Source organism: Kitasatospora nipponensis (genome assembly GCF_039528135.1).
Lineage (GTDB): Bacteria > Actinomycetota > Actinomycetes > Streptomycetales > Streptomycetaceae > Kitasatospora > Kitasatospora nipponensis.
This window is the reverse complement of sequence record NZ_BAAALF010000205.1, coordinates 1-13,706: the sequence shown is the minus strand read 5'-3', so window position 1 is coordinate 13,706 and position 13,706 is coordinate 1. Positions and strand designations below refer to the sequence as shown.

Annotated in this window: 10 protein-coding genes and 3 pseudogenes; 9 read left to right on the top strand and 4 right to left on the bottom strand. The window is 73.8% G+C overall.

Going from position 1 to position 13,706, the window contains the following annotated elements; translation table 11 throughout:
* The 8 genes and pseudogenes from ABD323_RS34555 to ABD323_RS34520 all read left to right on the top strand — a co-directional run.
* Positions 1-1,446: pseudogene (locus ABD323_RS34555) on the top strand (hypothetical protein); the annotation flags it as partial.
* A 164-nt stretch (positions 1,447-1,610) separates the two neighbouring features.
* Entirely contained in the window at positions 1,611-3,083 is a 1,473-nt protein-coding gene (gene pelF / locus ABD323_RS34550) for a GT4 family glycosyltransferase PelF (RefSeq protein ID WP_344446031.1), read from the top strand.
* Entirely contained in the window at positions 3,080-4,603 is a 1,524-nt protein-coding gene (locus ABD323_RS34545; protein WP_344446030.1) for a hypothetical protein, read from the top strand. Before pelF ends, ABD323_RS34545 begins: the two co-directional genes overlap by 4 nt.
* A gap of 40 nt (positions 4,604-4,643) precedes the next feature.
* Positions 4,644-5,636 (top strand): SDR family NAD(P)-dependent oxidoreductase, encoded by a 993-nt coding sequence (locus tag ABD323_RS34540; RefSeq protein WP_344446029.1) that lies wholly within the window; start codon positions 4,644-4,646, stop codon positions 5,634-5,636.
* A 42-nt stretch (positions 5,637-5,678) separates the two neighbouring features.
* Positions 5,679-6,389: pseudogene (locus tag ABD323_RS34535) on the top strand (nucleotidyltransferase family protein); the annotation flags it as partial.
* 173 nt (positions 6,390-6,562) lie between these two features.
* Complete coding sequence (locus ABD323_RS34530; RefSeq protein ID WP_344446028.1) at positions 6,563-7,492, top strand: NAD-dependent epimerase/dehydratase family protein; 930 nt, start codon at positions 6,563-6,565, stop codon at positions 7,490-7,492.
* Positions 7,489-8,325 carry a spherulation-specific family 4 protein gene (locus ABD323_RS34525; protein WP_344446027.1) on the top strand — a complete coding sequence of 279 codons (837 nt, stop codon included), beginning with the start codon at positions 7,489-7,491 and terminating at the stop codon, positions 8,323-8,325. The genes ABD323_RS34530 and ABD323_RS34525 overlap by 4 nt, the downstream gene beginning before the upstream one ends.
* A complete protein-coding gene (locus ABD323_RS34520; RefSeq protein ID WP_344446026.1) occupies positions 8,322-9,359 on the top strand; it encodes an endo alpha-1,4 polygalactosaminidase in 1,038 nt (345 codons plus the stop codon). The genes ABD323_RS34525 and ABD323_RS34520 overlap by 4 nt, the downstream gene beginning before the upstream one ends.
* Positions 9,360-9,424: 65 nt before the next feature.
* On the opposite strand, the gene ABD323_RS34515 is transcribed toward ABD323_RS34520, so the two are convergent.
* Entirely contained in the window at positions 9,425-9,631 is a 207-nt protein-coding gene (locus ABD323_RS34515; RefSeq protein WP_344446025.1) for a hypothetical protein, read from the bottom strand.
* A 139-nt stretch (positions 9,632-9,770) separates the two neighbouring features.
* On the opposite strand from ABD323_RS34515, the gene ABD323_RS34510 reads away from it, so the two are divergent.
* The gene (locus ABD323_RS34510; RefSeq protein WP_344446024.1) at positions 9,771-10,739 is read left to right on the top strand and encodes an aldo/keto reductase; all 969 of its coding nucleotides are present in this window, start codon (positions 9,771-9,773) and stop codon (positions 10,737-10,739) included.
* 70 nt (positions 10,740-10,809) lie between these two features.
* Here the strand turns inward: ABD323_RS34510 and ABD323_RS34505 are convergent, their stop codons facing one another.
* The 3 genes and pseudogenes from ABD323_RS34505 to ABD323_RS34495 all read right to left on the bottom strand — a co-directional run.
* Entirely contained in the window at positions 10,810-11,766 is a 957-nt protein-coding gene (locus tag ABD323_RS34505) for a C40 family peptidase (protein ID WP_344446023.1), read from the bottom strand.
* Positions 11,767-11,768: 2 nt separating this feature from the next.
* Positions 11,769-12,977: an SPFH domain-containing protein gene (locus ABD323_RS34500; RefSeq protein WP_344446022.1), complete on the bottom strand. Its 1,209-nt coding sequence runs from the start codon at positions 12,975-12,977 to the stop codon at positions 11,769-11,771.
* 252 nt (positions 12,978-13,229) lie between these two features.
* Positions 13,230-13,706, bottom strand: a pseudogene (locus ABD323_RS34495) (hypothetical protein); the annotation flags it as partial.

The following is a 13,706-nucleotide window of genomic DNA, read 5'->3' as shown; positions in this document are numbered from 1 at the left end:
TACGACCGGAACTACTTCGCCGTCCACAGCGACGACCTGTTCCTGTCCGACGACCGGTGGAGCACCACCCTCAAGTGCACCCCGGGTGACGTCACCTGCCCGCCCAACAGCGGTGCGACCGACACCAACCCGATCCGCATGACGCCGGCCGACGTGACCTACCTGACCCAGTGGGAGCAGGCCAACGGCTTCACGGTCGACTTCGCCTTCAACGGCGGCGGCAGCGCGGACTGGATGGCGGACAACAACGCCACCACCGACCCGCTGGTCACCTCCATGGTGGCGAACCAGTCCAAGCTGCGGTTCATCAACCACACCTGGGACCACCCGTTCCTCGGCTGCGTCCAGGACGTCACCGTGGTGCCGTGGAAGTGCTCGACCGACGCGAGCGGCAAGACGGTCTGGGTCGACCAGGCCACCATCCAGTCGGAGATCCAGCAGAACATCACGTGGGCCAAGCAGCAGGGCCTGACGATCAACGCGGGCGAGCTCATCACCGGTGAGCACTCCGGCCTGGTCACCCTGCCGCAGCAGCCGACCGACAACCCGAACCTGGCGCCCGCGCTGGCCGCCTCCGGTATCAAGTGGACCGGCAGCGACGCCTCGCGCGAGTTCAACCAGCGTTCGGTGGGCAGCTCGACGCTGACCGTGCCGCGCTACCCGATGAACGTGTTCTACAACGCCGGCCACACCAACGAAGAGGTCGACGAGTACAACTGGATCTACACCAGCGCGGCCAACGGCGGCAGCGGTGTCTGTGAGACCTCGGGCAACTCCACCTGCCTGTCGGCCCCGCTCGACACCACCACCGGGTACGCCTCGTACATCGTCCCGCTGGAGACCCGGATCGACCTGGGCCACGTGCTCAGCAACGACCCGCGGCCGCACTTCATCCACCAGTCCAACTTCGCCGAGGACCGGATCGCCTACCCGGCGCTCACCAGCATCCTCGACACCTACAAGGGCCTCTACGCCGACAACACCCCCGTGGTGAACCTCAGCGAGGCCAACATCGGCACCGAGCTGCAGAAGCGGGCGACCTGGTCGAACGCCGTGGCCACGGGCAAGGTGACCGGCTACCGGATCGGCAACACCGTGACGGTCAACGCTCCCTCGGGGGTGGCGATCGAGGCCACGATGCCGACCGGTACCGTGCAGAGCCAGCTCCTGGGCAACACCGCCTTCGGTACGTCCTACGCCGGCACGCTGTCCGGCTGGGCCACCCCGGGTGTCTTCCAGAGCTCGGTGACCCTGCAGCTCAACTCCGCGGGCACGCCCGCCGCCGCTCCGGCCGCCGCCAAGGCCGCTCCGGCGAAGGTCTCCAGCGTCGCCCCGAAGGCCACCGTGCCGTCGGGCGTCGCCAAGGCCGTCCCGGCCGGTCCGGGCGACACCAAGCGGACCAAGGGCAAGTCCCTGGTTCCGGCCGGTGGCACCACCCAGAAGTGAGCCAGGCGGTCCCGCCGGGCGGTAACCGGCTGGACCGGGCAGTACCCCGCAGTACCCAGCAGTGAGCACCACCAGCGCGCCGGTGCGGTCTCGAGGTCCGAGGCCGCACCGGCGCCCCGCACCCGGCCGCCACCGGGGGCCCAGAGACGGAGAGGGTAGCCAGGATGCGCGTCACCCTGCTGACCGAGGGGACGTACCCGCACGCACACGGAGGCGTCAGCGTCTGGTGCGACCAGCTGGTCCAAGGCATGCCCGACGTCGAGTTCGACATCATCGCGGTGACCGGCACCGGCGCGGAGCCGCTGGCCTGGGAGCTCCCCCCGCAGGTGCGCAGCGTCACCACCGCCCCGCTCTGGGGCCCCGCCGACGAGGGCAAGCCGCCGCGCGGCCGGACCCTGCGGCGCTTCCTCGACGCGTACGAGCGCTTCCTGCACTCCATCCTCGACCCGGTCTACGCCTCGCACTTCGCCACCGAGCTGTACGGCTTCGCGGACTTCGCCCGGCGCGGCCTGCTCAGCCCCGCGCTGCGCAGCGAGCCCGCCCTGCGCACCCTGCAGCAGGTGTGGACCCGCGCATACCTCTCCACCGCCGCCGCCCAGCCGACCCTGCACGACGCCCTGCACGCGACCGACCTGCTGGAGCACGCGCTGCGTCCGCTCTCGGTCGAGCCGCCGCACGACGGCGTCGCGCACGCGGTCAGCGGGGGCCTGGCGGCGCTGCCCGGACTCATAGCGTCCCAGCAGTTCGCCGTCCCGTTCCTGCTCACCGAGCACGGCATCTACCTGAGGGAACGTTACCTCGGGTACCGGACCGGGCCCTACCGCTGGCCGGTCAAGGCCCTGGTGCTCGGCTTCTACCGGATGCTGGCCGAGGAGAGCTACTCCCGGGCCGCCCTGGTGACCCCCGGCAACCGGTACAACCGGCGCTGGGAGGAGCGCGGCGGCACGCCGCCGGACAACATCCGCACCGTCTACAACGGGGTGGACCCCGACCTCTTCCCGGCCGCCGGTCCCGAACCGTCGGTGCCCACCCTGAGCTGGGCCGGCCGGGTCGACCCGATCAAGGACCTGGAGACCCTGATCCGGGCGTTCGCCCTGGTCAAGGCCGAGATACCGGACGCCAGACTGCGCATGTTCGGCGGCACCGCGCGCGGCGCCGAGGGCTACCGGGACGGCTGCGTGGCGCTCGCCGCGGAGCTGGGCCTGGGCGACTCGGTGGTCTTCGAGGGCCGGGTCGAGGAGATCCAGGACGCGTACGCGGCCGGCAACATCGTGATGCTCAGCAGCATCAGCGAGGGCTTCCCGTTCACCCTGATCGAGGCGATGTCCTCGGGGCGGGCCACCGTCTCCACCGACGTCGGCGGGGTGCGCGAGGCGGTCGGCGAGACCGGCCTGGTGGTCCCGCCGCGCGAGCCGGAGCCGATGGCCCGCGCCGCGCTGGAACTGCTGCGCGACCCCGCCAGGCGGGCCGCGATGGGCGAGGCCGCGCGCCTGCGGGTGATCGAACAGTTCACCCTGCGCCAGAACATCGACGGCTTCCGCAACATCTACACCGAGCTGCTCGGCGAGCCGCGCTGGCTGCCGCACGGGGTCGCCCCGGTGGCCGAGCGGGCCACCGCCGCCGAGGGTGCGGCATGAGCGGCCCGCTGCGGCTGGTCCCCGACGAGGGAACGCCCGGCTGGGCCGAGGAGACGATGCGGCTGCGCACCATCCCGCAGCGCCGCAAGCGCCCGCGGCTGGGCACCGCCGCCGACACCTACCCCGAGCTCTCCCCCGACCCGCTGGACGAACTCGCCGACCGGCTGGCCGACCTGTGCGCCGACGCGGTGCACCCGTACGAGATCGCCGCGTTCCTGGAGTCGGACGGCCTGACCGACGAGCAGGCGGCCCTCACCTACGGCCGCCCCGACTCCTTCACGCTGGCCGAGGAACTCTTCGCCAAGGTCGCCCGCCGCTACCCGGGCCCGGCCCCCGTGGTCACCGACCCGTGGCGGGCCGACCCGTGGCGCTGCGTGCTGCGCGGCCTGGTCTTCGCCCTGCCGGGCCTGGGCTACCTGCTGGGCGCCGACCTGTTCGCCACCCAGCGCGAGCGCTTCGGCCTGCCCTCGGGGATGGCCGCGATGGCCGCCGCCACCCTGCTGAGCTGGGCCTGGAACCAGGCACTGGCGCACCGGGCGTACGGCTGGCTCAGCCGCGCCGACCGCGGCGCGGCCGGCCGGGCGCTGACCCTGGGCGCGCCGCTGGGCGCGCTGGTGGCCGCCTCCACCGGCTGGCTGCTGGGCGGGCCGCTGGCCGCCCTGCTCTTCACCATCGGGCAGTCCGGCTACCTGGGCGCGGCCACCGTGCTCCTGGTGCTGGGGCGCGAGAAGCTGCTGCTCGCCGCGCTCACGCCCTCCGCGCTCGGCGCCGGGCTGGTCTACCTCGTCGAGGTGCCCTCGCTGGTGCGCTGGGCGGTGCTGCTCGCCACCCTGCTCGGCGCGGTCGGGCTGGCCTGCTGGGAGCTGTGGCGCTGCGCGCACGGCTCCGAGAAGCCGGCCGGCGACGGGGCCGAGGGGCCGGCCTGGACCGGTACGGCCGCGGCCGGGCTGTTCGGGCTCGCGGTGGGCACCCTGACCATGATCGCCGGGCTCGGCGCCACCCTGCACCACGCGGTCCGTCCGGCGGCTGCCCCGCTGGACGGCTCGAACACCGGACCGGCCCTGGTCGCGCTCACCCTGAGCCTGGGCCTGGCCGAGTGGCTGCTCTACCGCTACCGCAGCCTGGCCACCTCCGCCCTGGGCACCACCCACAGCCCGGGCGCCTTCCGCCGCCGGACCGGGCTGGTGCTCGCCGCCTGCCTGCTCGGCTACCTGGCCGCCGTCACCGCACTCGACCTGGCGTCCACGCTCATCTGGGCCCACGCCCACCTGATCGGAGCGGCCCAGCTGGCCGCTCTCCTCCTGCTGGCTGCCGCGCTCTGGACGGCGCTGCTCATGCAGGCACTCGGCGTCGCGTGGCGCACCGCGGGGCTCTGTCTCGCGGCGGCCGGCTTCGAGTCGGTCGCCATCCTGGCCGGCGGCGATCCGCTGCGGGTCCAGTTGTACGGCTGCGGAGCAGCCGCCGTGCTCCTGGTCCCGACGGCTTTCTTCGTCCTCGGCCGCACCACGCGTCACCGCTGATTTCCGCCACCACACCACACAGAGAAGGCACTCCACCGACATGACCACTGTCGCAGTCACCGGAGCCGAGGGCTTCATCGGCTCCCACCTGGTCGAGCACCTGGTCGCCCACGGGCACCAGGTCCGCGCCATGGTCCAGTACAACTCCTTCTCCTCCTTCGGGTGGCTGGAGACGCTGGACCGGGACGTCCTCGACTCGGTGGAGATCACGCTCGGCGATGTGCGCGACCCCGGCTCGGTGAACGGCCTGGTCAAGGGCAGCGAGGCGGTCTACCACCTGGCCGCGCTGATCGCCATCCCCTACTCGTACCAGGCCCCGCACTCGTACATCGAGACCAACGTCACCGGCACCCTGAACGTGCTGGAGGCGGTGCGCCACCTGGACATCCCGCGCCTGGTGCACACCTCCACCAGCGAGACCTACGGAACCGCGCAGACCGTCCCGATCACCGAGGACCACCCGATCAACACCCAGTCCCCCTACGCGGCCTCGAAGGCCGGCGGGGACCGGCTGGCGGACAGCTACCACGCCAGCTTCGAGACCCCGGTGGTCACCCTGCGGCCGTTCAACACCTTCGGTCCGCGCCAGTCGATGCGCGCCGTCATCCCCACCGTGATCGCCCAGATCGCGGCCGGGACGCGCGAGATCACCCTCGGCGACCTGCGGCCCACCCGCGACTTCATGTTCGTCAAGGACACCGCCGCCGCCTTCCACTCGGTGGGCACCGCGCCCGCCGAGGACGTGGTCGGCCGCACCTTCAACGCCGGTACCGGCGGCGAGATCTCGGTCGGCGACCTGGTCACCCTGGTCGGCAAGCTGATGGAGGTCGACCTGACGGTCCGCGAGGACGAGCAGCGCCTGCGTCCCACCAACTCCGAGGTGATGCGCCTGGTCGCCGACGCCAGCCGGCTGCGCGCGGCCACCGGCTGGACGCCCGGCCACTCGCTGGAGCAGGGCCTGGAGAAGACCATCGAGTTCTTCCGCGAGCCGTCCAACCTGGCCCGTTACAAGACCGACCTGTACAACGTCTGAGCCCGTTCGCCCGTTCACCAACTCTTCGTGGGGGAGACCACCATGCATGCAGTGATCCTGGCCGGCGGCAAGGGCGTTCGGCTCCGGCCCTACACCACGGCACTGCCCAAGCCGCTGGTGCCGATCGGCGACCAGCACGCCATCCTGGAGATCGTGATGCGCCAGCTGGCGACCGCGGGCTTCAAGACGGTCACGCTGGCCATCGGCCACCTGGGCCACATCATCCGCGCCTACGTCGGAAACGGTTCGCAGTGGGGGCTGCGAGTCGGTTACGCCGTCGAGGACACGCCGCTGGGCACGATGGGCCCGCTGCTCACGATGCTCGACCGGCTGCCGGAGAACTTCCTGGTGATGAACGGCGACATCCTGACCGACCTGGACTTCGCGGGTGTGCTCAAGCACCACGAGAACTCCGGCGCGCCGCTGACCATCGCCACCTACGCTCGTGAGGTGCGGATCGACTTCGGTGTGCTGACCACCGAGGGCGGCCGGATCACCGAGTTCCGCGAGAAGCCCAGCATGGACTACCGGGTCTCGATGGGCGTCTACGGCGTCTCGCGCGCGGCCCTGAGCGCCTACACGCCCGGGCTGCCGCTCGGCTTCGACGAGCTGGTGCTGGACCTGCTCGCCGCCAAGACCCCGCCGGCCGCCTACGAGTTCGGCGGCTACTGGCTGGACATCGGCCGCCCCGACGACTACGACCGGGCCAACGCCGAGTTCGCCGAGCACCGCGGGAAGCTGCTGCGCGAGGCGCCCGCCGACCGCACGCCCGCCGAGGCGCTGCACTCGGTGCCCCGGCCGCTGCCGCAGCCGGCCGCCGCCGAGGCCTCGCTCAGCAGCGAGCTGGCGGCCGAGCTGGACGCGGAACTCGAGGCGGAGATCGAGGCGGTGGCCGCGGAAGCGGCCGGCGCGGACGGGCGGGCCGCATGAGGATCCTGCTCCTGGGGGCCGACGGCTTCCTGGGCCGGCACATCGCCGAGGCGCTGCTCGCCCTGCCGGAGGCCGACCTGGTCACCGGCGGTCGGCGGGCGACGCACCGCCTCGCGGTGGACCTGACCGACGTCCAGGTCGAACCGCTGGCGGCCGACCTGGCCGAGCTCGCGCCCGACCTGGTGGTCAACTGCGCGGGCGCGGTCTCGGGCAGTGCGCGGTTCCAGAGCGAGGTCAACGCGCGCGGCCCGGCCGTCCTCGTCGAGGCCATCCAACTGGCCTGCCCCAAGGCCCGGTTGATCCACCTCGGATCGGCCGGCGAGTACGGACCCGGCGAGATCGGCAGCTCGCTGACCGAGCGCTCCCCGGCCAGCCCCTCCGGCGTCTACGGCGCCACCAAGCTGGCCGGCACGCTCGCGGTGGCCGAGTCCGCCCTGGACGCGGTGGTGCTGCGGGTCTTCAACCCGGTCGGCCCCGGCGCCTCCAGCGCCTCGCTGCCGGGCCGCCTTGCCGCCGAACTCGTCGCCCACCCGGACGGGTTGGTGACGGTCGGCGACCTGTCGGCGCACCGGGACTTCGTCGACGCGCGCGACGTGGCCCGCGCGGTGAGGGCGGCGGCGCTCGCGCCGGCGCCCCTGCCGCGGATCCTCAACATCGCCGGTGGCCGGGCCCGTCCGGTCCGGGCGATCGCCGAGGGACTGGTGACGGCGGCCGGCTTCACGGGCGTGCTCCGCGAGGACGGGGCCGGCTCGGAACGCTCGGCCGCGGTCTCCTGGCAGCAGGCCGACATCACCGCCGCCCGCAGCGCGCTCGACTGGCAGCCCACCATCACGCTGGAGCAGAGCCTGCGTGACCTGTGGGAGGCGAGCACCGCCGCGGAGCTTGACCCGTCGGTCCCGGACACCTCGGCGGCCGGCACGCGATGACCAGCACCTCCGCCGCCCGCCTGCTGGTGCCGCTGTACGTCCACCCCGTGGTGGACCCGGCGGCCTGGCAGGCGGGCGCGGCCGCCGGGCCGTCCGCGGTGCGAGCCGTCGTGCTCAACATCGCGAACGGCCCGGGCGAGGCCCCGGACCCCGCCTTCGAGGAGGCCGCCGCGCTGCTGCGCACGGCCGGCATCGCGCTGCTCGGCTACGTGGACACCGACTACGGCCGGCGCCCGCACGCCACCGTGGTGGCCGAACTGCTCTCCTACCGCCAGTGGTACGAGGTCGACGGGGCCTACTTCGACCAGGCCGCCAGCCACCCGGCCGCGCTCGCGCACTACCGCCGCCTGGCCACCGCGGCCCGCGCCGCGGGCTGCGCGACGATCGTGCTCGGCCATGGCACGCACCCCGAACCCGAGTACGCCGAACCCGAGTTGAGCGACGTCCTGGTCACCTTCGAGGGCAGCTGGGCCGACTACGACCAGCTGGTCCTGCCGTTGTGGACCGGCCACCACCCGGCCGAGCGGTTCTGCCACCTGGTCTACGAGGTCCCCGCCGCACGGTCCGCCACCGCCGGCGCGCTGATCGCCTCACGCCGCGCCGGCGTCGGCTGCGCCGTCCCCAGCGGGGGCAGCAACCCGTGGGACGGCCTGCCCTTCGGGCTGGACCCTCGGCCGCCCGGTCCGGGTAGGGTGACGCCTGACGACGCGCCGGCCGGTGCCGGCGCCGCCGCGACCGATCGCCCTGCGCCACCGAAGAGCGTTCGACCCGCCGCCACGGGTGTCCCCGCCACTCCGCTACCGCAACCCACGCACCTGGAGTGCCCGCTGTGACCCGTCGTACCGCCGTCCTGCTGGCGGCCCTGACCCTGTCCACCACCCTGCTGGCCACGGCCTGCGGCAGCAGCGGTGACTCGGACTCCGATCAGCTGGACCCGGCCCCGGCCGCCAGCGACTCGGCCACCCCCGGCACCGACTCGCCCACCCCCAGTGCCAGTGACTCCGCGTCCGCGAGCGCCTCGCCGTCCGCCACCGCCGGCTCCAGCGCCCCGGGCTCGCCCGACGGCAGCCCCAAGGCCCCCGGTTCCGCGCCCGCCACCACCGGCGGCGGCCCCGGCACCACCGCGCCCGGCACCACCACGCCCACCGGCTCCGCCCCGGTCACCGGCGCCTACTGGCACCCCACGCCCGGCCAGGCCTGGCAGTGGCAACTCAGCGGCACCGTCGACCAGTCGGTCAACGCCCCGGTCTACGACATCGACGGCTTCGAGAACGACGCCTCGGTGGTCGCCGCGCTGCACGCCAAGGGCCGCAAGGTGGTCTGCTACATCAACGCCGGTTCCTGGGAGGACTTCCGCCCCGACGCCGCCGCCTTCCCCGCCTCGGTGCGCGGCAGCGGCAACGGCTGGAAGGGCGAGAAGTGGTTCGACATCCGCCAGGTCGACGTGCTGCGCCCGCTGCTCGGCAAGCGCTTCGACATGTGCAAGGAGAAGGGCTTCGACGCGGTCGAGCCCGACCTGATGGACGCCTACGCGAACAACTCGGGCTTCCCGGTCACCGCCGACCAGCAGCTCACCTACAACCGGATGATCGCCCAGCTGGCGCACGAGCGCGGCATGGGCGTGGCGCTGAAGAACGACCTGGACCAGATCCCGGCCCTGGTCGGCGACTTCGACTTCGCGGTCAACGAGCAGTGCGCCGAGTACCAGGAGTGCGACAAGCTCACCCCGTTCATCAAGGCGGGCAAGGCGGTGCTGCACGTCGAGTACTCGGTACCCACCAACCAGTTCTGCGCGCAGTCCAACCAGCTCGACCTCAGCTCGATGGAGAAGCACCTCGAACTGGACGCCTGGCGCCAGACCTGCTGACGGCGTGCCGGACGGTGGTGCGGCGGGCGCCCGCAGCGCCCGCCGCACCACCGTCCCGCGTCAGGTCACTTGACGGCGAGCCAGACCACGCCGACGACCACCACGATCGCGACGATCGCCGCGATGGCGATCACACCGGTGCGGCTGCCGCCGCCACTGCGGTGCACGGAGACATTGCCGGGCGCCTGGGCCTGCTGCTGCTGCGCCGGGGTCTCCACGAAGGCCCGGAACATCTGGGTGCTGCCGGCGGGGTCGTCATAGTTCTCAGCCATGGCATGGGACTCTAACGAACTCCGCACCACCCGGAACACCCCGGACCCTCCCCCGGGTGACGGCCGCGCCCACCGCTGACCCCGCGATCCGCCCGCCGTCCCCGGAATGGCGCCGCCCGCACGGGGGTTGTCCCCGGGCATGACCGATGAGCAGCGCGACACCCCTGGTACCGTCCGGCTCGGCAGCTCCGAGCTGGCCGTCTTCCCCCTCTGCCTGGGCGGCAACGTCTTCGGCTGGACCGCCGACCAGGACCGGTCCTTCGCCGTGCTGGACGCGTACGCGGCCGGCGGCGGCAACTTCGTCGACACCGCCGACGTCTACTCCGCCTGGGCCTCGGGCAACCGCGGCGGCGAGTCGGAGACCGTGCTGGGCGCCTGGCTGCGCTCGCGCGGCAACCGCGACCGGATCGTGGTGGCCACCAAGGTCGGCTCGCACCCCGCCCACAAGGGCCTCAAGCCCGCCACCGTGCGGGCCGCCACCGAGGCCTCGCTGAGCCGGCTGGGCATCGAGACCATCGACCTGCTCTACACCCACTACGACGACCCGGACACCCCGGTCGAGGAGATCATCGGCGGCCTGGACGAGCTGGTGCGGGAGGGCAAGGTCCGCGAGATCGGTGCCTCCAACATCACCCCCGAGCGGCTCCGCGCCTCCCTCGACTTCTCCGCCCGCGAGGGCCTGGCGCGGTACGTCGCGCTGCAGCCGCACTACAACCTGGTCTCCCGCGCCACCTACGAGGGCGAGCTGGCGGCCGTGGTGGCCGAGCACGGTCTCGGCGCCGTCCCCTACTACGCGCTGGCCTCCGGCTTCCTGACCGGCAAGTACCGGCCGGGCGGCCCCGCGGTGAACAGCGCCCGCGCCGACGGCGTCGCCCGCTACCTCAAGGACCCGCGCGGCCCGCGGGTGCTGACCGCGCTGGACGAGGTGGCCGCCGCGCACCGCGTCGAGCCCGCGAGCGTGGCCCTGGCCTGGCTCACCGCCCAGCCCACCGTGGCCGCCCCGATCGCCAGCGCCCGCGTGGTCGAGCAGCTGGGCCCGCTGCTGGTCGGCGCGGCCCTGCGGCTGACGCCCGAGGAGCTGGCCCTGCTCGACGCCGCCTCGGCCTGAGCGCCACCGCCGCCGAACGCCGGGGCGCCGTCCACAGGCTGTGGACGGCGCCCCGGCGTTCGGCGGCCGGTCAGGGGCGGCCCAGGTGGGTCGGGTAGTAGCCGCTGCTGAGGGTCGAGATGCGCACCGCCGTCCCCGGCCGCGGGGCCTCCACGTACTGGCCGGCGCCCAGGTAGATGGCCACGTGGTGGATGCCCGAGGCCCGGCTGCTGTCCGACCAGAAGATCAGGTCGCCGCGCCGCAGCTCGTCCGAGCCGATCGGCGTGGTGGCCGCGTACTGGTCGTCGGCGACCCGCGGCAGGTCGATCCCGGCCCGCAGGAAGGCCTGCTGCACCAGCCCGGAGCAGTCGTAGCCGTACGGCCCGTCGCCGCCCCAGACGTAGGGCTTGCCGAGCTGGGCGAGCGCGAAGGCGATGGCCGCCTCGGTACGGGCGGACCGCGTCGTGCCGCTCGGCTGCTGCGCCCCGGGCTCCGGGGCGCTGGGCTCGGCCGGGGCCGCGGGAGCCGTGCTCGCGGTGCGGCTCAGGTAGACGTCGTAGTGGCTGGTGTACCGCCACTCACCACTGGCGTTCTGGAACCAGTAGCGCGAACCGTCCCAGCCCTGCCGCATCCCGTCATCCGTCGCCGGATCCGGGGCAGGAGCCGGAGCCGGAGCGGCGGGGGCCGCGCCCGAGGTGCGGCTCAGGTAGACGTCGTAGTGGCTGGTGTACCGCCACTCGCCACTGGCGTTCCGGAACCAGTACCGGGACCCGTCCCAGCCAGGACCGCTCGGTGCCGGCTCGGCGCTGGCGGTGCCCGCGCCCAGGCCCAGGCCCATCACCCCGGCGCCCGCGAGCACCGTACTGACCAGGCAGGTCCCGCGGACGCCCAGGTTCAGGTGCGGTATTCGCGCCGCCGGGGCGGCCGGGCCGACCCGCGGGCGACTGGCCCGGGCGGCGCAGTGCAGGCACGAACACTCCGCCGGCGGCGCCGGTTCACCGCTCAGCTCCTCGAAGGCGATCAGGGCCGGACCACTGGCTATCCTCATGATCAGTTCCTCTCCGGGGAGGCCCCGTTGCGCGGGCCGACGGTGCCCTTGGTGGCCGTGTGACCGGTGGACCGCCCGATCGACCTGGCCGCGGGAGCGGGGACGGTCCCGGGCATCGCACTGGGCACACCGGCCGGTGCGACGAACGCCACCAGCAGCTGCTCCATCAGCGCGCTGCGCGCCGCCTGGTCCAACTCGTTCGCCGTGGCCCGCTCCAGCCGCCGCACGGCGAGCGCCGCGGCCTCCACCGCGTCGTCGACCAGCACGGTGCGCAGCCCCGCGTCCAGGTCGGCCAGCCGGCGCCGGCGCATCGACTCGGCCACCTCGGGGGCGTAGTCGAGGGCCAGCGGCTGCACCGAGAAGACCTCCAGTCCGGCCGGCGCCGCCTCGGCGGCCAGCGAGCGGGTGAGCTCGTCGGCGAACCAGTGCCCGTCGCGCAGGGCGGGCCCGGGGGCGGCGTTGCTGTCACAGGGCAGGGTGCTGGCGGTCCGGGTCAGCACGGCGTGGATCTGCTCGCGCAGGTAGTTCTCGTGGTGGCCGACCGAGAAGAGCGCTCGGGCGGTGTCCTTGATCCGCCAGACCACCAGCAGCCGCACCACGATGGGCGTCCCGGTCCGGTCGGTGACGTGGACCGGCTCGCTGCGCCAGTGCCGCAGGCGCACGTCGGCCCGGCGGCGGCGCAGCAGCGGGCTCACCCAGAGCAGCCCGTTGCGGCGCACCGTCCCGCGGTACTGCCCCCAGCGGGAGAGCACCCGGGTCTCGCCGACCGCGTTGGCCAGCAGGCCGGTCAGCGCGATCAGGCAGACCAGCGCGCCGGCCGTCACCGCGAGCAGCGCCGAGCCGGTGACCACCGGCGCGGCGGCCTCCTTGGCGGCGGCCGTCCGCAGGTCCGGCAGGCCGGCGACGATCGGCGGGATCAGCCCCACCCGGGCCAGCGCCAGCACCATGCCGACCCCCGCCAGCAGGATCGCCAGCAGCGCGACCCAGCCCGGAACGGTGAGCGCGACCCGCTCGCGCAGCTCCGCGTCCGCCTTGGGGGGTCGGCGGGCGGCGACCTCGGACCGGATGTCCACAGGCTGTGGAGAACGCGGCGACGCCGGCTCGACGGGCGCGGTGGGGGTGAGGGGGGTGGGGGTGACCGGCAGCCTCTTGGGGAGCGGGGTCGCTCCGGCGAGCGTACGGCCGGCGGCGGGATCGCGGGGGGCGTCCATGCGGGGATCCTCAGGGTCGATGTGTCACGCACCTGTCGGCCCGGAGCTGACGGGCGATACCAGAGCCAGGCTAGGTACATAACTCTGTAAATGCGACATTTGGACCACAGCGTGTCGGGGTCGCCCTGACGGCGTGTCGGCTCGAACGCGCAGGTCACTGATGGTCCGACAGCTTCGTCACGCTCGCCCGGAAGCCTGGCAGCCCCACCCACTTGGGGGTGGGGCCGGTGCGGCCGGTGGGACGGTCCGCCGTCAGCGGCGCCGGGCGCCGGGGCCCCGGGCCAGGATCCGCCGGGTGACCAGGGTCAGGCCGGTGAGGATCAGCAGCACGCCGCAGCTCACCGCCCGCCAGCCGCCGAAGGAGGCGTGACGCACCGTGGAGAGCCCGCCCGGCGGCGCGGGCAGCGGCGGGGCGGTGGCCGCCTGCGGCGGGAGGGGGAGCGCGACGCCGGGACGCTCGGCGGGACCGGGACCGGGACCGGGGACGGACGAGGCGTCAGAGGCGGGGGCGGGGGTGGGGGTGGGGGTGCCTGACGCGGAAGTCGGGGTGGCCGACTCCTGGGGAGCGGCCACCAGGGCACCGCCCGGAAGCGGCACGGGAATCGGCACCGCCACCCCGGCCACCGGCGTCGGGGTGAGCGCGGGGACGGGAGTCGGCGTGGGGGCGGGGGTGGGGGTGGGGGTGAAGCCCTCCTCGGCCAGTGCGTCGGAGGCGGCCTGCAGCAGCGG